Annotated in this window: 24 protein-coding genes; 8 read left to right on the top strand and 16 right to left on the bottom strand. The window is 46.5% G+C overall.

Features of this window, described 5'->3' with window-relative positions:
• Window positions 1-95 precede the first annotated feature (95 nt).
• Entirely contained in the window at window positions 96-2,339 is a 2,244-nt protein-coding gene (locus ACAN55_RS22735; RefSeq protein WP_379138441.1) for a U32 family peptidase, read from the bottom strand.
• A 246-nt stretch (window positions 2,340-2,585) separates the two neighbouring features.
• Complete coding sequence (locus ACAN55_RS22740; protein WP_379138444.1) at window positions 2,586-2,807, bottom strand: hypothetical protein; 222 nt, start codon at window positions 2,805-2,807, stop codon at window positions 2,586-2,588.
• Window positions 2,808-3,335: 528 nt separating this feature from the next.
• On the opposite strand from ACAN55_RS22740, the gene ACAN55_RS22745 reads away from it, so the two are divergent.
• From ACAN55_RS22745 to ACAN55_RS22760, 4 genes are all read left to right on the top strand, one after another.
• A complete protein-coding gene (locus ACAN55_RS22745) occupies window positions 3,336-4,316 on the top strand; it encodes an alpha/beta fold hydrolase (protein ID WP_379138447.1) in 981 nt (326 codons plus the stop codon).
• 195 nt (window positions 4,317-4,511) lie between these two features.
• The gene (locus ACAN55_RS22750; protein ID WP_379138450.1) at window positions 4,512-4,868 is read left to right on the top strand and encodes a GntR family transcriptional regulator; all 357 of its coding nucleotides are present in this window, start codon (window positions 4,512-4,514) and stop codon (window positions 4,866-4,868) included.
• Window positions 4,861-5,709, top strand: a complete 849-nt coding sequence (locus tag ACAN55_RS22755; RefSeq protein WP_379138453.1) for an ATP-binding cassette domain-containing protein — start codon at window positions 4,861-4,863, stop codon at window positions 5,707-5,709. Before ACAN55_RS22750 ends, ACAN55_RS22755 begins: the two co-directional genes overlap by 8 nt.
• The gene (locus ACAN55_RS22760; protein WP_379138455.1) at window positions 5,699-6,391 is read left to right on the top strand and encodes a hypothetical protein; all 693 of its coding nucleotides are present in this window, start codon (window positions 5,699-5,701) and stop codon (window positions 6,389-6,391) included. The genes ACAN55_RS22755 and ACAN55_RS22760 overlap by 11 nt, the downstream gene beginning before the upstream one ends.
• A gap of 639 nt (window positions 6,392-7,030) precedes the next feature.
• On the opposite strand, the gene ACAN55_RS22765 is transcribed toward ACAN55_RS22760, so the two are convergent.
• From ACAN55_RS22765 to rlmH, 7 genes are all read right to left on the bottom strand, one after another.
• Window positions 7,031-7,966, bottom strand: coding sequence for a VanZ family protein (locus tag ACAN55_RS22765; protein WP_379138457.1), 936 nt, complete (start codon window positions 7,964-7,966; stop codon window positions 7,031-7,033).
• A gap of 254 nt (window positions 7,967-8,220) precedes the next feature.
• Window positions 8,221-8,610: an SRPBCC family protein gene (locus ACAN55_RS22770; RefSeq protein ID WP_379138460.1), complete on the bottom strand. Its 390-nt coding sequence runs from the start codon at window positions 8,608-8,610 to the stop codon at window positions 8,221-8,223.
• 229 nt (window positions 8,611-8,839) lie between these two features.
• Window positions 8,840-9,466: a DUF2306 domain-containing protein gene (locus ACAN55_RS22775; RefSeq protein WP_379138463.1), complete on the bottom strand. Its 627-nt coding sequence runs from the start codon at window positions 9,464-9,466 to the stop codon at window positions 8,840-8,842.
• Window positions 9,467-9,588: 122 nt separating this feature from the next.
• Window positions 9,589-9,930, bottom strand: a complete 342-nt coding sequence (locus tag ACAN55_RS22780; protein WP_379138466.1) for a DUF3291 domain-containing protein — start codon at window positions 9,928-9,930, stop codon at window positions 9,589-9,591.
• A gap of 60 nt (window positions 9,931-9,990) precedes the next feature.
• Window positions 9,991-10,950, bottom strand: coding sequence for an SDR family oxidoreductase (locus ACAN55_RS22785; RefSeq protein ID WP_379138469.1), 960 nt, complete (start codon window positions 10,948-10,950; stop codon window positions 9,991-9,993).
• 182 nt (window positions 10,951-11,132) lie between these two features.
• Window positions 11,133-12,101 (bottom strand): AraC family transcriptional regulator, encoded by a 969-nt coding sequence (locus ACAN55_RS22790; protein WP_379138472.1) that lies wholly within the window; start codon window positions 12,099-12,101, stop codon window positions 11,133-11,135.
• Window positions 12,102-12,292: 191 nt separating this feature from the next.
• Window positions 12,293-12,772 carry a 23S rRNA (pseudouridine(1915)-N(3))-methyltransferase RlmH gene (gene rlmH, locus ACAN55_RS22795; protein ID WP_379138475.1) on the bottom strand — a complete coding sequence of 160 codons (480 nt, stop codon included), beginning with the start codon at window positions 12,770-12,772 and terminating at the stop codon, window positions 12,293-12,295.
• Between the two features lie 175 nt (window positions 12,773-12,947).
• Between rlmH and ACAN55_RS22800 the strand changes: the two genes are divergently transcribed.
• On the top strand, window positions 12,948-13,490 hold the full coding sequence (locus ACAN55_RS22800; RefSeq protein WP_379138478.1) for a glutathione peroxidase: 543 nt from the start codon (window positions 12,948-12,950) through the stop codon (window positions 13,488-13,490).
• 197 nt (window positions 13,491-13,687) lie between these two features.
• Here the strand turns inward: ACAN55_RS22800 and ACAN55_RS22805 are convergent, their stop codons facing one another.
• The 3 genes from ACAN55_RS22805 to ACAN55_RS22815 form a co-directional block, all read right to left on the bottom strand.
• Complete coding sequence (locus tag ACAN55_RS22805; protein ID WP_379138481.1) at window positions 13,688-14,557, bottom strand: EcsC family protein; 870 nt, start codon at window positions 14,555-14,557, stop codon at window positions 13,688-13,690.
• Window positions 14,558-14,690: 133 nt separating this feature from the next.
• Window positions 14,691-15,464, bottom strand: coding sequence for a MerR family transcriptional regulator (locus tag ACAN55_RS22810; protein WP_379138483.1), 774 nt, complete (start codon window positions 15,462-15,464; stop codon window positions 14,691-14,693).
• A 447-nt stretch (window positions 15,465-15,911) separates the two neighbouring features.
• Window positions 15,912-16,079, bottom strand: a complete 168-nt coding sequence (locus tag ACAN55_RS22815; RefSeq protein ID WP_379138486.1) for a CxxH/CxxC protein — start codon at window positions 16,077-16,079, stop codon at window positions 15,912-15,914.
• A gap of 169 nt (window positions 16,080-16,248) precedes the next feature.
• Between ACAN55_RS22815 and ACAN55_RS22820 the strand changes: the two genes are divergently transcribed.
• The 3 genes from ACAN55_RS22820 to ACAN55_RS22830 all read left to right on the top strand — a co-directional run bounded on the left by ACAN55_RS22820 (window position 16,249) and on the right by ACAN55_RS22830 (window position 18,889).
• Window positions 16,249-16,815: an RNA polymerase sigma factor gene (locus tag ACAN55_RS22820; RefSeq protein WP_379138489.1), complete on the top strand. Its 567-nt coding sequence runs from the start codon at window positions 16,249-16,251 to the stop codon at window positions 16,813-16,815.
• Window positions 16,802-18,373: a hypothetical protein gene (locus ACAN55_RS22825; protein ID WP_379138493.1), complete on the top strand. Its 1,572-nt coding sequence runs from the start codon at window positions 16,802-16,804 to the stop codon at window positions 18,371-18,373. The genes ACAN55_RS22820 and ACAN55_RS22825 overlap by 14 nt, the downstream gene beginning before the upstream one ends.
• A gap of 72 nt (window positions 18,374-18,445) precedes the next feature.
• Window positions 18,446-18,889, top strand: a complete 444-nt coding sequence (locus tag ACAN55_RS22830) for a hypothetical protein (RefSeq protein WP_379138496.1) — start codon at window positions 18,446-18,448, stop codon at window positions 18,887-18,889.
• Between the two features lie 116 nt (window positions 18,890-19,005).
• On the opposite strand, the gene cydC is transcribed toward ACAN55_RS22830, so the two are convergent.
• Genes cydC through ACAN55_RS22850 form a run of 4 tightly spaced genes read right to left on the bottom strand, consistent with a single transcriptional unit; the run spans window position 19,006 to window position 24,956 of the window.
• Entirely contained in the window at window positions 19,006-20,805 is a 1,800-nt protein-coding gene (gene cydC, locus ACAN55_RS22835) for a thiol reductant ABC exporter subunit CydC (RefSeq protein ID WP_379138499.1), read from the bottom strand.
• Window positions 20,802-22,550, bottom strand: coding sequence for a thiol reductant ABC exporter subunit CydD (gene cydD / locus ACAN55_RS22840; protein ID WP_379138502.1), 1,749 nt, complete (start codon window positions 22,548-22,550; stop codon window positions 20,802-20,804). The genes cydC and cydD overlap by 4 nt, the downstream gene beginning before the upstream one ends.
• The gene (cydB, locus tag ACAN55_RS22845) at window positions 22,550-23,593 is read right to left on the bottom strand and encodes a cytochrome d ubiquinol oxidase subunit II (RefSeq protein ID WP_379138505.1); all 1,044 of its coding nucleotides are present in this window, start codon (window positions 23,591-23,593) and stop codon (window positions 22,550-22,552) included. The genes cydD and cydB overlap by 1 nt, the downstream gene beginning before the upstream one ends.
• A complete protein-coding gene (locus tag ACAN55_RS22850; protein WP_379138508.1) occupies window positions 23,553-24,956 on the bottom strand; it encodes a cytochrome ubiquinol oxidase subunit I in 1,404 nt (467 codons plus the stop codon). The genes cydB and ACAN55_RS22850 overlap by 41 nt, the downstream gene beginning before the upstream one ends.
• Between the last annotated feature and the right edge of the window lie 137 nt (window positions 24,957-25,093).

Consider the following 25,093-nt stretch of genomic DNA (forward strand, 5'->3'; position numbering starts at 1 on the left):
GCCAGTACTTACGCTAGTATCGCGAATTCCCCCTCGGGGGAATTCCTTGCTAAAGAGTTTACACAAAATTATTGACAGACCCTCCCTTTGGCTACCTACACAATCTCTTTATTAAAATGTCCTCTTGTGTCTGTTTCCTGATTAAAGACAGCATGATTCATTGAGCCATTTAATTTACCTGACGCCATATTAATGACTTTCACAACCTGCTCTTTGGATTCAACTGTGAAGTTTAATCTGAGCGCTTCGATTCCTTTGATGTTTGGTAGCTCATCTAAAAGATTAAGCGTCTTCCCATTAAGGATAGTCGTTGAACAATCATTATGGGAAATGATAGGTAACGTTCCGTGCTCATCTTTTAACTCATAGCTCTTCGTTTTGCATATTCTGCATTGATCCATTTTTTTCATCGGACAATATTTTGTAAACATCAAAGGAGCCCTGCCATATACAATCATTTCCAGTGCAGGATAGCCGTCATTTTCTTCATAATAGGCATTCCTTAAATCTTCAATTTGGCTCTTATTCAATTCATAAGATAAAGTGACTCGTTTTGCACCTAATTTATATAATTCATAGCAACTGGTAGCATTAACAACATTTAGAGAATAGTCCGTAACAAACGGATTACTTTCTCTGTAGTGATAAATTCCACCATATCCTCCGATGAGTAGCTGCCCTTCTTTTTCCTTATAACGATTCTGATTTCTTCTAACAACATTGTCAAAATAGATTTCCTTAATTCCACAGCTCACGCAAGCATCATACTGCTCCTTAGTCGTTACAGAGGCCGTAAGGTATGGTTGTTCAGGGGCAAAGCTTATTTTTTCTTTTGCTTCCAAAGATTTGGTTCTTTTCTTCTGGCTGTTAAGCTTTAAGTCATATAAGCCCAGTACAATATCTCTTCTTGCTGCATTTAACAGTTTAGCTGGAATAAATGCATTGCATTCCTCAAACTCAACTTGATTAAGTTCGAATATCGTATCATTTAATCTTGAAAATTGCTTGATTACCTGGTCTTTTGTTGTTGGATTATTAATGGCTTCGCCTAGTATTTCCTCGCTCTCATATGAATAATGAAAGCCTAAGCCCTCTGCATCTATGAATAGCTTTGAATCTGGACTTGCATATACTCTAATATCGAGGTTAAACCGCTTAAATTCTTTTTCCAGTGATGATTCTAATTCTTTGTTATAGAAATAATCCTTCGTTTTATATACTAAATCTCCCACAGACAGCTTTTCTTTGACTTTGATGTAGCAGACATCATCTGCTTTGTTGATTAATTCGCCATTTTTATCGTACAGTTTGGCAACCGTTAAATTAACATCTTCATTGTTGTGACTTATTCGAATGGTATCGTTTTGATTTAAAGTACGCGTAAGGGTTATTTCATACATGTCTTTAACAATCTTGCTAATGGTTCCAATTTCATAACCAAAGTGATTAGGTCTTAAGATGTTTGTAATATTTCTCTTATCTTCACGAAATAAATATCCTTTCGTAAATGTTCTATTGAATGTTTTTTTCAGATGTTCTTTATCTTCTTCGGTTATTTTATGATCTAAGGCCATGCGATATTTGGATACAACATTAGCAACATACGTAGGCACTTTCATTCGACCTTCTATTTTTAAAGAATCGATTTCTTTTAAGTCCTCGATATAATCGATTGTGTTTAAGTCCTTAGTAGATAGAATATAGCTTTCACCTAAAGATGTATCTGTTGTCTTATCCATTAGTTCATACACCTTACGGCATGAACCCACACATCTTCCGCGATTTGCGCTTCGATTGCCCATTAATCCTGACATGAGACAGTTTCCCGAGTAAGATACACATAAAGCACCGTGAACGAAAATTTCTAAAGGTATTTCAGCTTTTCTTTTGATCTCTTTTACTTTCTCAACCTCAACCTCACGGGACAGAACAACTCTCTTAGCACCAAGTTCTTTAAATAATAAAGTTCCGTCTAAATCGTCTATTCCCATTTGAGTTGAACAATGTGCTTCCATATCAAGAAAGTTGTTAACGATATAATCGAAAGCAGCCAGGTCCTGGACGATAATGCCATCCACACCGATTTCATTTAATGAGCGTATTTGCTCTTTCATCTCTTCAACTTCGTTATCAAAAACGATGGTATTCATTGCAACATAGACTTTAACGTCCCTCAGGTGCGCATACGTAACAGCCTCTTTTAACGATTCAAAATCAAAATTAGATGAGTATGCACGTGCACCAAATTTTTGCATTCCTAAGTATACTGCATCACAACCATTAGAAATTGCAGCTATTAAAGCTTCCATATTTCCTGCTGGAGCTAGTAATTCAGTCATTTTTTCCTCCTTATGACCCATAAATCAAAAAAATTTGTAGTTACTTATGATACGGTTCACCGTAACATATATAGAGCAAAAAAAAAAGACACGCTAATGAGCGCTTTCTTTATTACACAAGTATGAGCATCTGGCGCATTGAGTGGCGGCTCTTTTTAACGGGGGAACATTCCTTACTGTGGCAGCTTCTCCACCCGTTCGGGACTCAACCCAGCTTCTCTCCCAGCCGCGCCTGACCTTGCCCCTTTACTTATTCCAGAAGTACCTTATCTCCCTGAATCCCACATCCCATATTCTCTCATTCCCCTTCAGAGTGATCGTGAGCTCATTGTCCCCTTGAAGATAAATGGAGGACATCCCCGGTTCATGGCTTGGATCTTCTGCGGACGTGGACAGATACTCCTGGCCATCGGCAGAGATGCGCAGGCTCCCATGAGCATCCTCTTGATCGGGAATCCCAAAATTCAAGTAGAGATAAAGCTCCTTTTTACCTAACGTATATGTGTAAGTCACCGTACTTTTACCTTCGGTGCTGTACGCATTATACTGGGGCTCTACGTTTTGTCCGCCGATTTGGAAGCTGTCTCGCGTTGTTCCCGTCGATGATATATTTCAAAATAAACGGCTCCGCCGTCCTTAAAGAACGGGAGCGTTTACGGAGAAATATTGCCCAATGATGATGTGAAACTTATAAAAATTTATTATCACTCCCTAGTAGCAAACAAAGTCTTGAACAATATGAATAGTTCTTCTTAGCGTTCACTCACTTGGGTGAACGCTTTTTTTATTAGTTGAGAGATATAAGCTAATTTCAATGAATTCTCAATTCCTTTTCATTGGAATGAATTAAGTTCTTTTATTTCTGCTATTTACAATTCAATTAGTCTATGGCATACTCTGGTTAATGAGTTAAATCACTAACCCATTAACAACGGAGTGGAAAGTATTTAGAAGAATGCTAGAATGCAAAAGCACTCTTAATAAGGAGGAACAACAGTGAAGAAAATACTAAAGATAATAGGGTACTGTTTGGGAGGAATTGTAGGTATTTTAATATTAGCTACTTTAGTTGTAATCATTAATCACAAAATCCATTTGGGCAAGGAAGCTGCATTAGTGAAGCCCATGGGTCAAATGGTTTCAGTAGATGGACATAATATGAGTGTCTATACGGAAGGTCAGGGAAATACAACCCTAGTATTTCTGGCAGGAGGCGGAACAGCTTCGCCTATATTAGATTTTAAAAGCTTATATTCTCGATTAAGTGATAAATATAAAATCGCTGTACCAGAAAGAATAGGGTATGGTTACAGCGATGTTGCGGACGTTCCTAGAGATCTTGATACCGTATTGGAGGAGGACAGACAAGCGTTATTATTAGCCGGTCTGAAACCTCCCTATGTATTGGTTCCTCATTCTATTGCGGGATTGGAGTCCGTTTATTGGGCTCAGAAATATCCAAATGAAGTATCTGCTATTGTAGGAATAGATGTGGGTACCGTAAATGCATATTTCGACCCCAGTTCGCCGAAAATAGCTGATTTTATAACTAAAATAAAGATTCTTGCATTTGCAGAAAATATGGGAATAACGCGGTTTATCCCATCCATGGTTGAAGGCGAAGCGGCAATAACGGCAGGAGCCCTGACAGACCATGAAAAAGATATATACAGAGCAATATATTATAATAGAACGAATACATCACCGATGGTTGAAGAGATAGTGGAGCTTATGGATAACGCTCATAAAGTAGATGCATTGCCTCCACCGCAGTTGCCAGTATTGTTTTTCATTTCGAATGGTGACGGGATTGGTCTTGGTTATAGTAAAGAACAATGGCAAGGGTTCCAAATAGCTTACCTTTCAAAAATTGCTAATAGTAAGTATGTATTAATGGACGACTACGGACATTATCTTCAAGATTTTGCACCTGATGTACTTGCACAGAAAATCATAGATTTTATACCAGTTAACTAAGAAAACAGAAGCTGTAAAAGACCTGAAATAAGGTTTTTTACAGCTTCTGTTTTACAAAGCAGCTACTTGAAACGTTAATATATAGGAACTTTCATAAATTTTTTATTTCTGCTATTTACAATTTAATTAATAATGATACGCTTTGGTTAATGAGTCACATGGTTAGCTTATCAATATCGGAGGTTAGTTAAATAAATGAATACCGATAGCCCAATTTACATTCAAATTATGGAGATGATTGAGGACGATATTATAGCTGATGTTTATAAAACAGATGATATTATTATTTCCACAACACAGATATCAAAATTGCATTCTGTCAATCCCACAACAGCTGTCAAAAGCATTAGTAATCTGGCTGATGAAGGGGTTTTATATAAGAAACGAGGCATTGGCATGTGTGTGACCAAAGAGGCTAAAAGCATCATAGTGGGGCGAAGAAAACACGAATTTTATAATAAGACTATATCCTCTATGCTTAACGAAGCCAAGAAACTTGATATTTCAAAGGCAGATATTATAAAAATGATTGAGGAGAATGGTAATGATTAAATTTTTAAATGTTACCAAAACATTTAAATCAACTACAGCTATTAATGATATTAACTTAAATATCTCTGAAAATAAAATTTACTGTCTACTTGGTGGAAATGGTGCAGGCAAAACTACTTTTTTAAAGTTAATTGCAGGACATCTTAATACAAGTGAAGGTGAGATAACTGTAGATAATCAAAAAGCATCTACTTTTAATATGCCATCTTGCGTAAATTTTATCGAAAGTAGAGTATCACAGTTCAATTTAAAAGTTAGAGCTTTAATAAATCTTGCAAACAGTTTGCAGGATGATTTCGACTTGGAGTTTGCAAATAGCATGATAAAGAAATTTAAACTTGATGAAAATAAGAAGTATAAGCAGCTCTCTTTCGGGATGCAAACGATGTTAACAACCCTATTGAACCTTGCTAATAATTCAAAAGTAGTCATATTGGATGAGCCTACACTTGGTTTTGATGCTATCATGCGCGAACGTTTTTATGAACTAGTACAGACCAGTTTCGAATATTACCCAAGAATTATCATTGTTTCCACTCATTTGATTGATGGGATTTCAAGATTTGCAGAGGATATTATAATAATGAAGCAAGGGTCAATTCTTTTGCACGCAAGTATTAATGATATCGATGCGAAAGCCTATTCTCTCACAGGTAAGACAAATGATGTGAAGAATACTACGAAAGGACTTAATGTTATTGGTGAAAAAACAATTGCTGGCTTTACTAGTGCGTACATATTTGGAGATAGAATAGTAACAAAAGATGCAATCAAGCTTCAATCACTAGGATTAGAAGAATTATTTATCAATATTGTAGAAGGAGACCAAGATGAAATTTAGGATGAAAAGCGTAGGTGCTATTACAAAAACCAACTTCACGGAAACTACATGGATAGCTTATTTAGTTGCTCTCTTGTCCTTTGCGAGTGTATTTATCCAAATCCTTATACGCTACTTATTAAATTCAAAAAATACAGAAGTTAGTGAAGGGAATCTATTAATCCTTGCACTTATTATCGCTGCAGTGTTAATTCCATCTGTTAATTTCAGGAAATTCATGCATCTTAATGCGAAAAAGGCAGATTTCTTTTGGGCTTCTATAATAAACTACATCATTCTTTCAGTAGTTCTTTCTATTATCAATCTCGTATTATACGCTACAGTTGATAGTGTTATGGGATCCGTAGTTACTATCTGGAATATTATTGATCTGTTTGGTTGGATGGAGCATGGCATTATTGTAGCATTTTTCATGCAGTTTGCTTTCTATTTATTAGTAGGTGTTACTATTCATACCTTAACATTAATGCAAACTTTTTGGTTTGGATGGTTAATTGATTTAATTATTGCCACAATTATAAGTGTATTCATCCCCATACCCTCACTTCGGACTGTATTGACTGATTTTTTAAACTTAATAATTTTTAATTCCAATGCACTTGCACAAGTTAGTATTTGCGTAGCATTGTCAGCTGTAATCTATGCTTTAAATATTCCAATACTTAGTTTGAAAAAAATATAGAATATTGAAATATAGTACATTTCGTGAAAATGAAAAAGTCAGTTAAGCTAAAAAAGAGAGAAATACACAAAGCTTATAGAAATGAAATCCCATTTAAATGAGCAAGTTATTCAACTGTCGGATAACTATAGCAGTAAAAATTCATATCGAGACCAATTCTAAGACAAAGCCGAAAGGGCGGTAGGGATTTTGGTTAAACGTGGTGGAATTTGGTGGACAGAGGTAAGTGAAGAGTAGTTTTAAGTGGTGAATAGAAGTGATTAACTATCTAAGCTTAATGAAGTGCGGTTAACGGAAGTGAATCCCTAATTCGCTCATTAATAAGTTTTACGCCGTAATGTTCCAATCTTCCAGATTAACAACAAGATCTACTCTCCGCTTTACCACTATTTGTGATACGGTTCACCGTAACATCTATAAAGCGAAAATAGGCTTGCGACTTTAAATAAATATAGTTGCAAGCTTTTTTTTTACTTTAGAAGAGTAAGTCATAGGCATGAGACGGCTTAAAACATACAGAATGCCACTCGAATTGCTAATTGGAATAAACCCTCCACACAGAAACATCTGCGGAATGGTGATTAGCATAACAGCGATATTTGCTGTTCCCTTGCTTTTAATAAACCTGACCTTGCCCCTTTACTTATTCCAGGAGTACCTCATCTCCCTGAATCCGACATCCCATATTCTCTCATTCCCCTCCAGAGTGATCGTGAGCTCATTGTTCCCTTGAAGATAAATGGAGGACATCCCCGGTTCATGGCTTGGATCTTCTGCGGACGTGGACAGATACTCCTGGCCATCGACAGAGATGCGCAGGCTCCCATGAGCATCCTCTTGATCGGGAATCCCAAAATTCAAGTAGAGATAAAGCTCCTTTTTACCTAACGTATATGTGTAAGTCACCGTACTTTCACCTTCGGTGCTGTACGCATTATACTGGGGCTCTACGTTTTGTCCGCCGATCTGGAAGCTGTCTCGCGTTGTTCCCGTCGATGAACTTGCACCGCTGTTTTTCAACTCGTTTAATGCAACGAAGGGACCTAGTTCTTTAGTGAACACTTTGTCGACGATCCCGAAGCTCCCCCAAATCCCGATCATCAGGACAATGGCGGAGATGCCCGTAGCGGCTAGGTTTCTCCGGACCTTTTTTGTACGAAATCCGAATCTAAACGCCCCGAATCCGACTGCTGCGCCTACAGAGTTTTGAATAACGTCGTTCATATCGAAGCTGCCGAGCAAAGTGAGCGCCTGAACGGTCTCAAGCACAAGGATACACAGGATGAATAGGATCATGAACCGAATGAAGCCGGTTCGATATAACAACGGGATTAAGATACCGAAAGGGATGAAGGCTGCGATGTTCCCAAAACCCACAGCATCCATCACCGTAGGATGTAGAAGATCCGATAGATCCGGCAGCCTGAAGAAATCAAGCGGTAAAAATAGAAAGGTGTAGCCTGTATCCCGGCCTACGGTATCTGCTCTGCCGAAAGCAATAAACATGAAATAAAGAATCAACACGGTATAGCATAGGGTTATGGCTAAAATAACTTTACGATGCTTAGTATTCATTATCTGCTCCTTTATTCGAAAGTGCTCTGTAGACCAGAATACCTCATGATAACACGCTGGTAAACAGTAAAGGCAAGCCTGCTATCATGCAAAGAGAAGGAAATTCAATCCTCTTGACAAAGGTCCCAATTTTCCATTATGCCCCGCGAGGAATTGCATAAAAAACTTGCCGCTACTTATGATAAGGTTCACCGTAACACTCTAATGGCGAAATTTAAATTTCCTCGAAGCCTATAAACTCAGTTAATCTTAGATCAGCATCCCATGCAAAGCATGTCCAATCTAATTCTAACCCTGGACATCAAACTCAGTTGCAACCTCTTCAAGGAAGTACGATGAGCGAATATCCTCTTTATCATTAAGAAAGGGGTGGTTGATATGGCGAACGTACCAGGGCCGGGCTCCAACCCGAGCAGGACTAGCTCTAATCGACCTAGGTAGTAATTCCATCCGGCCCGATGCGTACGTCTGCGCGAAACCGGTAAACCGTCGTGCGTTAAGATCAGTTGCGTTCCGTTGCTCTGATCTCGTAATTGAATCTCAACGGTGCTGGAGTCTGGCGGAAACGAGTCTGAGCTGGTCCAGCCCCAGGTGAACACGACCTTCTCGTTTAGCTTCACTTCCAAGTAAAGTCCCTCCACCATGTCCTAGCGGGTGAAGGGATATGTCCAACTGGGACAAACTATTCCAAGTTTGAGCACTCCTCTCCCTTTCCTTTCGTCCAGTCGAAACGATTTTCCTTCCATACTCGCTTTTCATCGTAAAAACTCCCGTCATTGGGGGCCCGGCACGAACCACATTCCACCTTACGTAAAATAAAACCGCGCCATGGATGCGCGGTTTTACGGATCGTTTTGGCATGGCAGTTGTGAATCATTGCCGCTGCCGCAACCTCATTCTGGAAATCACGGCTTCTATGACGAGCAGATTAGGAATCCAACAAACCCAAGCGACAACCCGAAACCCCACCTCGAAATCGCCAAACAGAAGAGCCAGCGGCGCTAACCAGATTCGAAGCGTCACAGCTGCAAAAGTAAGCGCATAACTGCGAAGCATCCATGCTTTATGTGCTTGGATGTCTTTGGCCATAATTTTTCTCGTTGCAGTTAGCGTAGTCGCTACCCACAATATATCGAGCGACATGAACCCAAGCCCGGCAATCCAACCTCCTGTCGCAAAAAGGGATAAATACACACTCACGATCCCACTAACTGTAATCGAAAGAACATATCCATACCCCAATAGGCGATGCCAACGTTTCCTAGCATTCGTTGGCTTCATAAATAATTGAAAGGGTCCTATGATCAAGGCAAATATCGCGGTAAAAATGTGGATGTATAGTACGTATATCCATGGTTTGAATTCAAAATTCGGCTTTTGCAATTTGAAAGAGACAAGTCCCGCATCACTAGCTTTAAGCACACCATACTGAACAATTGCGTATCCGGCAATCGAAAATGCAAGAATGAGAACGATTGCCCGAATCATCTTATTTCCCAATGAATAATCCTCCTCCGTTGATGCACCGTGAAGCGGTTGCCCCTTTAAACCCTATAGTGGCTATAGAGTCAATACCGATCTTCTCGATTAAGGCAACAGCTAGGGGTCGAAAGGGACGCAATTCACCGCTGGTTCTGGTCCAGTTTCCTGCCGTACTTTTGATGCAAACGGATCTTCGCTTCCTCCCAGCTAGGAATAGTATCGGCATCCCAGTGGACGGCATCAAATTCATCGCCAATTCGGCGTGCGATCCGCATGGCCTTGGCGTGATTGCCATGATTGCGGTATTCCAGCATGCGATCCTTGTTCTCCCATACCGACATCGTCCAGCCTACTCTCCAACTGTCGCGTGTGAGGTCGGAATGCAGCAGTCCGGCAGCCCTATTCAGTTGCTTCGTTGACCGGACGATATGGTAAATAAAAAACGGAAGCATCCACATGCCCTTTACTCGTACCCGTGTCACTGAAATCAACAACGAAATCGCCCCTTCCACGAAACATCCATTTTCGGTTTACAGTTAGAATTAGAAATAATACCCCTTCCGAATATCATCTATAAGGGTAGGATGTACTGGATCCCATCCCAAACGCTCCTGCGTCAACGCACTGGACGCGGGATTATCCGTTTTCGTGAAGGGCGCAAGCCATCCGAAATGTTTACCTGCTTCTTCAACTCCAATGCCTTGGACCGGCAAGTTCAGATGAAGGCCCAAAGCCGTGGCGATCTCTTGAAACGGAATGCCCTCTTCGCTCACCGCATGAAACCGGGACCCTGCCGGAGCTTGTTCTAAGGCGAGTCTAAAAAGACGTGCCGCATCCAGTAAATGCACGGATGGCCAACGGTTGGTTCCGGAGCCTGTATAGGCGGAGAAACCCTTCTTGCGAGCGATGTTCACCAGATTTGGGAACAAGCCCGTCTTATCGCCTTCACCGTGTACAATCGGTGGGAGGCGTACAATCGAGGAACGTACCCCCCGTTTCGCCAAGTCTAAGATGGTATGTTCAGAAATGACGCGTAATCCACCTGGGGATTGAGGGTCCCCAGCGCTGTCCTCGGTTCCGAGACGGCCGGGAGTAAGCGTCATCATAGGCATCGCGACGACAAGCGCCCGGTCACCGGCGGGTAAGGCGGTGCCAAGTGTCTCGATGGCTCGCCTGTCGGTCTCAATTGCAACCTTCATAAATCGCATCACCACATGACGAGGATTCCCGCCGAATAAAACCTTAAGCCGAGTTGGAAGGCCCGCATGCGAGAACTTGTGGAAGAAGGCCAAATGAATGACCCCGTCTACTGCAGCAGCTACTTTGCGCAAGCCTGATAAATCCTCAATCGAACCGATTTGAACCTGGGCACCCAATGCCGTAAGCCGTTTTCCGGCTTTTTCAGAACGAGCAAGACCAACCACTTGGTGACCGGCATCCAGCAGTTCGCTTACGACCGCCCCTCCGATGAAGCCTGTCGCCCCTGTAACCAATACACGCATTTTTAGAAAGCCCCTTTCCTATCGATAGAATGTTTACTCTTAGTATAGGGGATTCACCATTGCGGTCTTTGCCTTTTCCGTCGGAGTTTTTGCCTGATTCTACAGATTCCGCCGCTTAATAAGGAAAAAATCCGCTAGGCTCTATGCCCGCGGAAATTTGAAAAGCCGTTTAAGTGTGCGTTTCACTTCAATTGTTGCTGTTCCTGACGCCACCTTGTGATATCTCTAGTTGGAGGGCACCCAAAAAATCGGCTGTAATCGCGGCTAAATTGGGAATCGCTCAAATAGCCTACAAGCCGGCTCGCCGTAGTTGCGTCAATGGAGCTAGATAACATTAGACGCCTCGCCTCTTGCAGGCGCAGCACCTTTTGATATTGCAGAGGGCTCATCGCAGTAGCCGATCTGAAATACTCGCGAAACGACGTTTCGCTCATATGAACCAACTCTGCCAAATCCGCTACTTTCCACGGCTGGGAAAAGTTATTTTGGAGCCAATCAATCGCTATTGCAACCTGCTGCATGCCCGATTCCGCCAGAACGGTCTCGGCAACATAAACACCGATTGGGCTACGGAGGAGGCGGATATAAATCTCGTCTTTCACCAACGGAGCCAGCATTTGTGCATCATCGGGAGAGGACAGACAAGCCATCAATCTTGCAGCGGCGTTCATCATGGCTAAATCAGCTTCGATGACGTAGCACGCACTGCGATTGCGAACCTCCGGCAAACCATTAGGAAATACCATAGGCAGCAACGCAGCAATCCTTTGCGGATCGAGGTATAAACCTATCCCCAAGAACGGGACTTGGGGGCTGGCCTGCATGATTTTCATCGCAACAGGCAAGGCAACGGGGGCAATATACATTCGCGAAGCACTATACTCAAAAGCATCCTTACCTACGGTAATTCGCTTTTTCCCTTGCGCTGCAATGCAGATTACCGGCGAGAACATGGTGTGAACATCATCCGCCGCTTCTACTTGCGAATATCGGTTCACATACAGACCAGGGATCGGTGAAGCATAGGTTCCATCCTGCGAAGTATACGTGTAAATCAAACTTGCCAACCGGGCTGCTTCACCATCTAGCGCTGACTTGGCCTCATCTAATTCAGATACATCCTCATATTTATGGTAATTGGCCATGTTCATAAGCAAATTCTTCCCCCTTCAGATGTAACGAGATGATAGGCATGTTCATGATACCACAGGGACATCCAAAAATCTTAAGCATTAAAGTTAAATTAGCATGGATATCTCAAGTCTACCCTTCTGCAAATCCGAGGGGATTCCGTGCTAGCACGAAGCGGACAGCATTTCTCGTTATCGCTTCCCAATGTGCTTTACTTGTGGTACGGTTCCCCCCGATTTATCTTCACCGCGCGGTACACCTGCTCCACCAGCACCAGGCGCATGAGCTGATGGGGCAGCGTCATGCGCCCGAAGCTCATGCGCTGCTGGGCGCGGCGCATGACGTCATCGGAGAGGCCGTGGCTGCCTCCGATGACGAAGACGACATGGCTCGTCCCGTAGGTACCGAGCCGGTCGATCTCTGCGGCAAGCTCCTCGGAGCTCCAGAGCTTGCCGTCGATCGCGAGCGCAATGACATGCGCTTCGCTCTTGATCTGCGAGAGGATGCGCTCACCCTCGCGCGCCTTCACCTGCCCGACCTCTGCGTCACTCAGAGAGTCGGGTGCTTTTTCATCCGCCACCTCAATCACCTGAAACTTGAGGTAGGGCGTCAGCCGCTTCGCATACTCCGCGATACCGTCCAGCAGGTACTTTTCCTTCAATTTACCCACGCCAATAATTTGAATTAACATATAATCCTCCACTATCTTGTTAATGTATGATTCCACGTTCGCACCCGACGATAACTACAACACGGATAGCTATAACGCCTGATCACATCTGAGCAATTTGACATCTCATTTTATATTGTATACAATTAAATTAATATCAATATATTTTCGCAACTCCCGAGAGGATGGTTAATCCATGAGTATTTATCAATTTGAAGCCCGCAACATACGGGGCAAGGATACCCGGCTTGATCAATATAAGGGTAAGGTTCTGCTGATCGTAAATACCGCCAGCAAATGCGGGTTCACCCCGCAGTATTCCGATCTTCAGAAGCTTCACGAGAAGTATCAGGACAGCGGGCTTCAAATTCTGGGATTCCCAAGTAACGAGTTCGGAGAAGAGACAGGATCGAACGATGAGGTCAACGTATTCTGCCAGATCAATTACGGAGTCAGCTTCCCGCTCTTTGAGAAGATTGATGTCAAAGGCGAGAACAAGCATCCGCTGTTCAGCTATTTGACGGAGCAAGCCGGATTTGAGGACTTCGATGAGAATAATGCCAGCGCCAAGCTGCTGCGAATGATGCTTCAGGACCGTGATCCAGCCTCCCTCAATGACGATGAGATCAAATGGAACTTCACGAAATTCCTGATCGACCGGGAAGGGAACGTTGTGAAACGTTTCGAGTCTCCCGTGGACCCGCTGGACATCGAGCCTGCTATTCAGGCGCTGCTGTAAAAGCTCATTCCCGGACATCATCTATTTGAACCTTCCACAATGCTGCTATAGCAACGTGAACCTGAGAATGCCATTTATGTAAAGGCTGCTCGTCCTAATCTAGGGTGGGCAGCCTTTTTGCCTCTTCAACTCAAAACCACCCGCAAACGGACTGAATCCATAATCCTAGTGCCGGATTAAGAAGGTTCCCTTGTCTTTTACGAGTCCATCCCTTGAAACGTACCCGCCCCGGAATCCCCTTCCACGAGTCGCTCCAATATCCGCCGCTTCTTATACAGCATCCTTGCCGCTTCCGCCACATCCTCCAATGCTTTGCGGTTCGTATAGGCACCGAAGAACATCCCTGCCACCGGCACCGCCTGCATCAGCTTCTTCCAACCCCAGTTGTCACGGTACATGGTAATGACTTCGCGCCAGCCCTGGATTTTGGAGATTGCCGCGTTTGTTCCTGCCAGGATATCACCGTCCCCACCAGTTTGCAGGTTCAACTCCTGCAGGATTGTCCGCTTGCCCACGACATCTGAAGAAGCGAACTGCATGACCTTCACGGTGAAGATGCGTTCGATTTTATTCGTTGGATCATAGCCGTAGCAGAGTCCGATCTCCTGAATCACCTTCAGCGACAAACCCAAAACAGCCGGAATATCGGCCGCTAGGGTGAACACCCCGCCGAATCCGGTAGACGCGCCTTGAACGGTTGCGAAGTTCCGCCGGCTCTCCGACAGCTTCAGCGCAGCTGCATCCATCACCATAAGCGGATACGGTCCGGTCCCCTGACCGCCCGCCGCCAAGCTGTGTTCAGCCATCAACGAACCCACCTTACGCCCGGAGACCAGATAATTGCCGCCGTTCTGGATATAGCCGCCGAGCTCGTCGAGCAGCAGCCCTATTTTATCATGAACAAATTGGGGTGTGATCTTATCGAGCAGCTTGAACGGGAGGCGGGTAATCCGGTCCCAGATCATCAGCTTGTTCTGCTCTTTCTCCCATCTTGTGATCTCGGCGAGCGCGGCATACAGTTGTTCCGGTGTCTCCAGATGTGAAGCCGCTGGATTGTCCTCTTTCATTGCGAATCCCTCCCGTAGCCTGCCTTTCCCCATAGTGTACCATAATCGACAAGAAGAAAACCCGGCACCGTCCTTTCAGGGACGTATTAAAAAAGGAACCGTGCACCCGGCACGGCTCTTCGTATATTCAAAGTCAAATGGGAATGTTCACTTCTAGATAAGAGCCCAAAGCCCCGCCTTCATAATCATCCATTAGGATTCTTCCGGTAATATTGTCCTTGATTTCAAGCCCTTGCCGCTTCATTTCATCTATCATAAAAGAAAATGAGCTGTAGGAGAAATCATTATGATGCCGGAGGCGGATCACCGAAGACATACACCGCACTGCAGGCAGCACCTCTATCCGATCATTCAGCTGTACGCCCAGCTTGTGCGCATCCTCCTCCATCAGCGCAACACCCCAGTTGTACTCCAGCTCCACATCATTATTTGTCATCAGGACATCCCCGTTCTCGATCCTTAAGCTGAAAAAGGTAAACGGCTGCAAATCCATCCACTCATGAACCATTCCTCTCAGATCCTGCTCCTTTAGCAACTGTTTCTGCCGGGTCTGCTTGAGACGGTACCTGCGGGGTACCCGCTTGATCCTGCATTGATTAAGTCGGCTATCGATGTGTGCGAGTTCATGATGAATCTCGGTGATTTTATCGAGCAGAAGGGCACTTGCCTGGATATGTTCCTTGATGGAGATCTGCGGTTCGACGTTCTTCTCTGAGACCTGCTGAGAGGTAGCATTGTTCACCAGGCAGGCCACTTCCGGAAGCGGAATTTGCATACTCCTGTACCACCTGCTCATCAGCAGATTGCGGGCATCCACATTAGGATCAGGCCGGGAATGATTACCCTCCTCTTGTAGCGGCCGGACCAAGTCCTGTCCTTTGTCGAACTCATCATTGGAATGTTCCATATTGTACTCTCCCTCACTTGCATGTTGCTTCACGGTTGTTATTCGCCGTATCTCTAGTGTAAAAGGGATACCGCAATGTTGTAGTGAAAAAATTCACAATGTTAAGGATTCACTAATACCCCATCGTATCACTTATCCTCCAGTCTATCTCAGTACTGGGCAGCTTCATGAAAAGCCAATGATCATCTCTCCGGCATTTCTGCAGTTTTCACTTACATTATGACTCAAATAGTTCCATCTCCGTAGGAATAAGGTGATTTCATGTGCACGTCTTCTGAAGTGTCAAAAGTGAAAAATTATTGAATCTTCCCCGAAGTTATTCTGGGTACCCCACGTTCCGGGTCTTTTCTAATTCAAGCAAACAGACAGACTGCACAGTAGATCTCTTATACAGAAAAAAGCCCCGCATCCGCAGGGCTTGGAATGATTCATCTCATCAGTCAGCGGTTAAACCACCAAATACTCCGCATTTTTATCGCATTCCGCGCACTTGGCGGGCGGGTCCCAATCCGAGAATTCTGTTTCTTTCAAATCCACGATATCCGGCGCATCCTCGAACTCGTCCACAAACATATCGATAGCCAGCTCCACATGCTCCTTGCATACTACATACATTCAACCACGCATCCCTTTCTGTGTGCCGCTGCGGCGTAATACTCCTTCTATTGTTCTACCACACTTCCGTGAAAAAAGGAACACCTTCCCGGTCTACCATCCACCGCTGCAAATATCTTCCTTAGAATGCGGAACCGAAGGCACCATTATACCGTCTAATGGATGAGAGGTGAAATTAGTGGATGATCATGTTCTGCCTTACGGAAAAGCTTTGGACCATCAGTCCTTCCGGAAGCTGATGGAGACGTACAGTTCCGATGTCTGGCACTTCGCCTATATGCAGACCGGCCGGAGAGATGTTGCAGACGACATCACCCAGGACGTATTCCTGCGGGTGTACCGGCAGTTTGAGAGCTTCCGCGGCGGGAGCTCGCTGAGAACCTGGCTGTTCGCCATTACCCGCCGGGTGGCTGTCGATTACCGGCGGACGGTCTTCTTCCGGCGCGCCGTGCTCATGGGAGCACCGGAGCCACGGGACTCTCACCGCTCCGCCGAAGCCGAGGCGCTAAGCCATTTAGAGATAACTGAATTCTGGGATACCGTACTGCTGCTCCCGCGCAAATGGCGCGAGGTGCTGATTCTCGACGGCAAACATGAGCTGAGCACGAAAGAGATAGCCGCGCTGCTGGACATCCCGGAAGGAACCGTCAAATCGCGCCTGTCCCGGGCAAGGGCCCGAATGGCGCTGCTTCTGAATGCTGAGGGAAAGGAGATGAAGGTGCATGAACGAGGATAGAAGACCGGACTGGTATGCGCTGTTGAAAAGCCCGGTGCCCGGTGGCGGCTTCAGCCCGGATCAGATCTCTGAAACCCTGGAGAAAGCTGATCCGAACGAACTTACGGGAAACGACATAGAAAGTGATTATGCCAGACCGATGGTACCCCAAGCCGGATGGACGCTCTTCACCTTGACGCCCGAAGCTGAGCGTCAACAACGCCTATTCAAACGCCGTCTATACAATGGACTCGCCGTAGCTACGGTCTTTATTCTCCTGTGGGTAGGCCTGGCGCAGACGCCTTGGGCAGGGCAGCGGCTGGGAAGTCTCGGCATGTCCAGGCCTATCGCTCCTGCCGTCCCTACAGCCAGCCCATCCGCAGCCCCGACGAACAATCCGGCTTTAGCTCCCGCCGCCATCATTCCCGGCCAGACATACGAGGTTCATGACGTTTTTACCGTCAAGCCCCAGCCCGAGAGCTACACCAGTGATTATGTATTCCGCACCAAGCCCGGCCAAGTATACACCGTCAGTAAGCTCCAAGACATCTATGCGCTGATTGCCCAAGGCGACAAGCAAGGGTGGCTTCCGGCCTGGTACCTCACCCCGGAAGTCATGAAGATCAAGGCGGTCACTCCCTATCCCATGCTCGTTCCCAGACCCAATACGCCGATCTATCTCTTTCCCGGATCAACAGCATCCGACCCGCTTCCTCTGGATGACTGGAGGGTGGTGCAGGTCGTCGGAGAATATAATAATGGCGAATGGCTGCGAATTGAATTCAAAATGTTCGAAGCTGGAGTCATGGGCGACCGCTGGATGAAAGCTTCCGATTTGCGTGCCTATGACCCCAAGCTGGCGAAGGAAGGCAGGCTTAAAGCCGAAGCCCTCATATACGATGAATCCGGCAGCCCTACAGGAGACCGTTCATCTAACCTGGTTATGGTAACCGAGCCCACCACGATTTCCGGAAAAGGCGATTTCTACTTTTTCTACGCCCCTGGTGGATTATACGGCCTGGTTAAACAGGAGGATTTCATTCCAAATCCATTCTCTGAAGATGATGAGGAGTCGTTAAGTTCCATCATCGTCCCGAAATCCATCACTGGGACCTCCGAGATCACACTGCCTTTACCGGCGAATTGGAGTGCCATTCCTCAAACGCTCCCCCCTCGGTCCGATGCCGGCGCCAGTCTCCGCTACCGCATTGAAAGGAACGGCCTGGAAGTCGGCTACTGGGCTGTAGAGAACACAGAGCCTCCTATCATCCAGTCGCTTCGGGCAGACCGCTGGATAGAGGATGGCTGGCCGGACACAGCCAATGAATGCCAAGGCGGGTTTATTAATTACAGTTCATTAGGCAACTCAGGCTATTTCGCCCGCGTTCAATTTAACCAGACGCGGGAAGAGGCCTGGAAGGAGCTGTCCAACACTTCATTCTTCGCCTCGACTCCGGTAGCGGGTCAAGAAGGGCTCTGGTATAATCTTCATTTATTCATCCCCTACTCCACCGCCAAAGAAGAAACGAACTCCTTTGTCCAGGCGGGGCTGCAAATGATGGGAATGATCAACAAGTAACCATACCGAATGCTTCTTTATATCGTCTAATGAGTGAGGGTGAAATTAGTGGATGATCGTGGGAGGAGCTTTATGAAGAAACGCATTCTTATTGCTTGTTCAACATTGATTGGCATACTCGTCCTGGTTGCAATAATTATTGATTTAGACTACCCGCAATACCCTAAGAACAAGCAATACGTCAAAGAGTATGTTGCCGGCATTGAAGGGATCAAAGGAGATGTAGATATTTCGCAGTGGGGAGACAATCCGGCCTATGAAATCGGAGCTAATCAAGAAGGATATGCTGTATTCAAACATCCAGAGAATGCCTTGAAGCAGATGAAGGTTGATTTTGCAAAGGGCATAGAAGCTATTCAAAAAGAATGTGGACTCTCTTCCCTATCTCAATCGAATTTTAAAGAGTATGGAACATATGGCTGGCAGTTAGTGAAGACGGAAGATGCAGAAGCCGTAGAGCAGGCACGCCAAGTCACTTCGTTTATGGATATTTACGAGAATAGTTTTGATGATTAATCTGCCCTACTCTTCTACAAAATAAGGTTCCTCCATCCCACTCTCGGGTTGAAGGAACCTTATTCTTGTTCTGCTGCACTTAGATTAATGACTGATCCTTGATGAAGTAACCCGTTTTAGCCGACATCTCCCGCCGGTTTCGAAACGAAAGCCCCCGGCCGGTCCAGCTCATACAATCTCCGGTAACGCGGCTCGCGTTCCATCAGCTCAGCGTGGGTGCCGCGCATCTCCACAGATCCATTCTCCATGAAGATGACTTCATCCATCTGTTCAGCTCCCACTAGATGGTGGGTGACCCAGACCAGCGTTTTATCCGCCATGGCTGCGAACATCGTGGAGAGCAGCTCGCGCTCTGTCCGCGGATCCAGGCCCACCGTTGGTTCATCCAGAACGACAACAGGTGTATTCTGCAGCAGGATGCGGGCAAGCGCAATCCGCTGCCGCTCCCCGCCGGAGAAACGGGCTCCCGCTTCACGGACAGGCGTATTGTATCCTTCCGGCAAGGAGGCAATCAGATTATCCAGCTGTGCCCGACCCGCAGCTTGCTTAATGGCTTCCACGGAAGCCTCAGGATCACCCAGGCGGATATTGTTGCCCACCGTCGTATCGAACAGGTGCGGGCTTTGATTCAGCACTGAGATAATTGAGGGAATCCGGTCACCATATGCTGCAGCCTCTATTCCGTTAATGGCGGCTGAACCGGTAGAAGGCTGAAGTGCACCTTGAATGACCTTCAGCAAGGTCGATTTACCAGCACCGCTTCGTCCGATGATAGCGACCTTTTTGCCCTGTGGAAGATCCAGGTTCAAATCACGAATGGACCATACCCCTTCTTCACTATAGCGATAGCCCACATTCTTAAGCTGGAGGTGTACTGACCGTATATCCATTTCGGCGGCATTCGCGTTGTCTTTCTCTACATTTATCTGATCCCCAGGCTCACCATTCAGCCGAATATCTGTCTTATCTTCCTCTACCCCGGACAATCTCTCCAGAGAGTTACGATACTGTGGAATCTTCTCCACAGCATCCGATACCGGCAGGAAGGCATCTGCCACTGGGAAGACGACCAGGACAAACGCGGCAATTAGCGTTCCGGCAATTTTGCCGTCAGCATATTGCCCTGCTGCCCAATAGAGCAGCGAAAGAACGCCAACCCCGACAACTGCCTGCCCGATAAACATGCGCAGCCGCGCCCAGCCCCGCAGTGCGGCGTCGGTACGGGCTACTCGTTGTTCATCGGCCTCATAGGTATCCACGAACTGGCTCTGCCGTCCGCTGATCATCCAATCGCCCATGCCGAGAACGGCATCCGTCAGCTTCTGATACAGCCGGTTGCGTTCAACTTTGATCGCCCGCTGCCGTGTCTGCGTGAACAGCAGTGAAATGAGCGGGAGCACCACGACCAGCACAAGAATATAGAGCGCCATAATCAGGGCGAAAGCCCAGTCGAAGGTTCCAAGCGAAATGACTGCAGCCGCATAGATCAAGAGTGCAATGACACTTGGAAATACGGTGCGCAGATAGACATTTTGCAAATATTCGATGTCGTCGGCAAGCATGCCCAGGATATCTCCCGTACGGAAGCGCGAGGACAGGAACAATGCTTGAGGCTCCAGAATACGATACAGCCGGACACGCATTTTGGACAGGACCCGCAGAATCGTATCATGTCCGACGAGACGCTCCACGTAGTGGATAACCGCCCGGCTTGTTCCGAATGTACGCACACCCACAATCGGCACATAGATCAGCAGAATATTTTCCGGGGGTATGGACGCTTTGGAGATCAGGAAGCCTGACGTATACATCAGCGACGATGCCGAGAATACGGTCAGAGCACCCAGAGCAATAATCAAGAGAAACCGCCAAAAGTAGGCGGACACATAAGGAGCAAACCATCCTCTAGATTTCAATGGATTCCCTCCAATTGGTATTGAGCAAGCTCATAATATGCGCCTTTACGGGCAAGCAGTTCATTATGAGTACCGACCTCGGCTACCCTGCCCTGCTCCATCACAATAATCAAATCCATATCAGCCATCCAGTGCAGACGATGTGTCGCCAGAAAGACCAGTTTGCCCTCAAACAGCGGGAGCATCGTTTCCTTCAGCTCATATTCCGTCTCGATATCCAGATGGGCTGTCGGCTCATCCAGCAGCATAATCGGACGGCTGCTCAACAGCGCCCGGGCCAAGGCCACCCGCTGCTCCTGACCGCCGCTGAGTGAACGCCCGCCCCCGCCGATCATTTCATCCAGACCGTTCGGCAGTGAATCGACCAGCCGTGACAAACCTGCATCCGCCACTACCCGGGTAACCTCCGCACCCGAAGCTTCAGGGTAATAGAAACGTACATTGTCGGCAAGTGTGCCGCTGAAAATATACGGACGCTGCGGAATATACGAGGTCTGCTTCCGCCATGTCTCATCCGTTAGCGCACTGATCTGCGTTCCGTTAATCGTAATATTCCCGCTGCTCGGATGCAGAAACCCGCCAAGAATATCGATCAGCGTGGATTTGCCCGCACCGCTCTCGCCAATAATTCCGATCTTGCCCCCGCCTGTGAACTTCAGACTCACACCGTTAAGCGACGGGATTCCTTCTTCCTCATACTGCACACCGATATCATTCAGCGTCAGGACGCTGTTGTCATTCCAAGTGAAAATAGACTCGGCCGATGACACTTTATCATTGCCTCCAAGCACCTTCGCCTGAACGGTTTCACGGTCAATGATGCTCTTCATGGCTTCTCCGGCTTCTTTGCCATCCAACGTAGCGTGGAAATCTGCACCAACAAGACGCACCGGCAAGAAATACTCAGGGGCCAGGATCAGAATCGTAAGACCCGTAACCAGTGTCATCTGTTCATTCACCAGGCGAAGACCCAAACTTACAGCCACGGAAGCCACCGACAACATCGTGAAGAAATCCATGGCGAACGAGGACAGAAATGCTACCCGCAGTGTCCGCATGGTTGCTGAACGGTAATTGTCACTGACCGCTGCAATGCTCTCGCTGTGGCTGCGGCTGCGCCCGAGGAACTTCAAGGTCTCAAGACCACGGAGCGAGTCCACAAAGTGATTGGACAAAATGCGGTAGGATTTGAGCTGGCGGTCCATTTGCTTACGCGCCGTCATGCCGATCAGAATCATAAAGACAATAATAATTGGCATCGTCAGGGTCAGAATAACCCCGCTTGTCGTATCCTTGGTATATACATAAACCAGTAGCAGGGCCGGTGTGACCGACATCCCTACCATCCGCGGTATAATCAGCTCCAAATATGTACGGAACTTGGTTACTCCTTCTAATACTAACGTCACCAGATGTCCGGTTCCGCGATCGCCGGTAAGTCTTGGCCCCAGCTGGAACAGCTTATCCATCATTTTCTTCCGCATGCTGCTGCCGGTCGCCTCGGCGAACCGGTATGACACATAGCTCACCAGCATGGCACATCCGTGGCGCACAAGAAACGCAAGAAGGAACAAGAGCGAAGTCGCCCATTGTTCCCTCAGCGGTTCACCCGCAAACAGTGCAGAAATGACTTCTGCCAGCCACTTGGCCAGCAGAAGTATGGATATGCTTTGTACCAGGGTAAGGAAGCCCACGATCAGAAAGACCGGCTTAACTCCTTTGTACCCAAGCAAATTTTTATCCATTAGTATTCAAGATGCTCCTTCTCATGAACCCGTTTGTGGAAGATAAAGTAGCTCCAAATCTGATAACCGAGTACAAAAGGCAGAAGGCTCAGCGCCACAATGGTCATTACCTTCAGGGAATAATGTCCGGAAGCGGCGTTGGTAATCGTCAGATTGAACGCCTGGTCGATCGAGCTGATCATAACCCGCGGGAACAGACCTACGAATATGGAGATTACGGATAAGGCCATCACTGCGCCAGTCATCCCAAAAGCATACCCGTCTTTGTTCTGCTTCATGAAATAGCCCGATAGAGCAAAAGCAACAATTCCAAGCAATACAATAATCATCAGCATCGTGCCGTGAACTTCAAAGACATCCGTCATGAAGTAAGTCATGATTACAAAAGTAAGCAGTAGTGCAGCGAGTGGAATCAGCAGTTTCTGGGCCAGCTTACGTGCCCGTACTTGAAGATCGCCTACCGTACGCAGCGTAGTGAACATCAGACCATGCACGAGGCACAAGAGTACAACAGTAATTCCTGCTACCACAGTATACACATTTACGATGTCGAAGAAACCTGCGTACATCTGCATGTCCCCGTCAATCGGCAGACCTTTGATGAAGCTCGCGAACACTACAGCCAGCAGGAACGGCGGCAGGAAGCTGCCGAAGAAGATACAGGCATCCCACGTTCTTTTCCAGGCTAACGAATCGCGTTTACCTCTGAATTCAAAGGCTACACCGCGGGCGATCAGCGCCAGCAGGGCAAAGACAAAAGGAATATAGAATCCGCTGAACAACGTAGCGTACCAGTTCGGGAAAGCGGCGAACATCGCGCCTGCTCCTGTCAGCAGCCAAACTTCATTGGCGTCCCAGAAAGGCCCGATCGAGTTGATCAGTACCCGGCGCTCCGTATCATTCTTGGCGAGAAACTGCGTTTCCATGCCTACACCAAAATCAAAGCCCTCCAGGAAGAAGAACCCAACGAACAGCACTGCGATCAGCACAAACCATAATTCATTAAGAGACAATAGGAGCACCCCCCTTGTTATATGGATCATGCGATACGCCATGATCGTTATCCATTGCGTAAGGGCCTTTTTTAATAACTTTAATGAACAGTCCTACCAGAACGAGTCCGAGAATCGCGTAGATTGCCGTAAACGAAATTACCGAGAACAGCACCTGTCCGGCCGATACATTCGGCGATACGCTGTCTTCTGTCTGCATAAGTCCAAATACAGTCCAAGGCTGACGTCCGATCTCTGTCATAATCCAACCCGCTGTATTTGCGATTGGAGGCAGAAGCAGACCCCACAGCATAAAGCGCATAAACCAGGTGTTCGGACGGTCCATCTTTTTCCGCCACATAAGGAAGATTGCATACATTCCGAGAACAATCATCAGAGTACCCGCGAGAACCATGATGCGGAAGCTCCAAAAGGTTGTTTTTACCGGCGGAATATAATCCCCTGGACCGTATTCCTGTTCATATTGCGCCTGCAGTTCGTTCATCCCTTTAACTTCGCCGGAGAATTTACTGTAGGAGAGGAAGCTCAGCAGATAAGGAACCTTAAACTCTCCCGTACTGACTCCATTCTCAGAGTCGATATTGGCCCATACCGTCCATGGCGCAGGGTCACCACTTTTACCCCAAAGGCCTTCCGAGGCTGCCATTTTCATCGGCTGTGTCTTCACCAGGTATTGCGCTTGAGCATGACCCGCCACCGCTACACCAATAGAGGAGATAATCCCAACGATTGCCGCGATCTCAAATGATTTTCTAAAGAAAGATACATCCTGCTTCTTCAGCAGTTTATAGGCACTGATTCCTGTAACCAGGAACGCACCTGTTGCATAGGCAGCCAGCACCGTATGCGGGAATTCCACGAGCAATTGGCCGTTCGTAACTAGCGCAAAGAAATCATTCATCTCCGCGCGCCCGTTATTCATCGCAAAACCAACGGGATGCTGCATGAAAGAATTGGCCGCCAGAATCCAGAAAGCTGACAGCATCGTACCGAGTGCTACCATCCAGATGGACAGCAAGTGAATCTTTTTGGAGACCTTATCCCACCCGAAAATCCATAGTCCGATAAACGTAGACTCCAGAAAGAATGCGAGCAGCGCTTCAACCGCAAGCGGTGCGCCAAATACGTCGCCGACAAACCGTGAATAATCCGACCAGTTCATTCCGAACTGGAACTCCTGAAGAATCCCTGTTACAACGCCCACGGCGAAGTTAATAAGAAAGAGCTTGCCCCAGAATTGTGCCATGCGTTTGTACTCTTCGTTGCCTTTTCTGACATACATCGTCTCCATAATGGCAATCAAGAGTGTGAGTCCGATTGATACCGGTACAAAGAAATAATGAAAAATCGTAGTCGACGCGAATTGAATACGCGACAGCATCACTGTATCCATATTTCTCCCCTTCCTTTTCCCTGTTTCGTAATATATATTCTGTCAAAAATTTTAGCCTCACAGCGTGATATATATCACATTATACTCCCTTTATCGGCTAGAATTGCAATAAATTTGTGACAAATATCACAAATTAT

Source organism: Paenibacillus oryziterrae (assembly GCF_042610485.1).
Taxonomy (GTDB): domain Bacteria; phylum Bacillota; class Bacilli; order Paenibacillales; family Paenibacillaceae; genus Paenibacillus_AQ.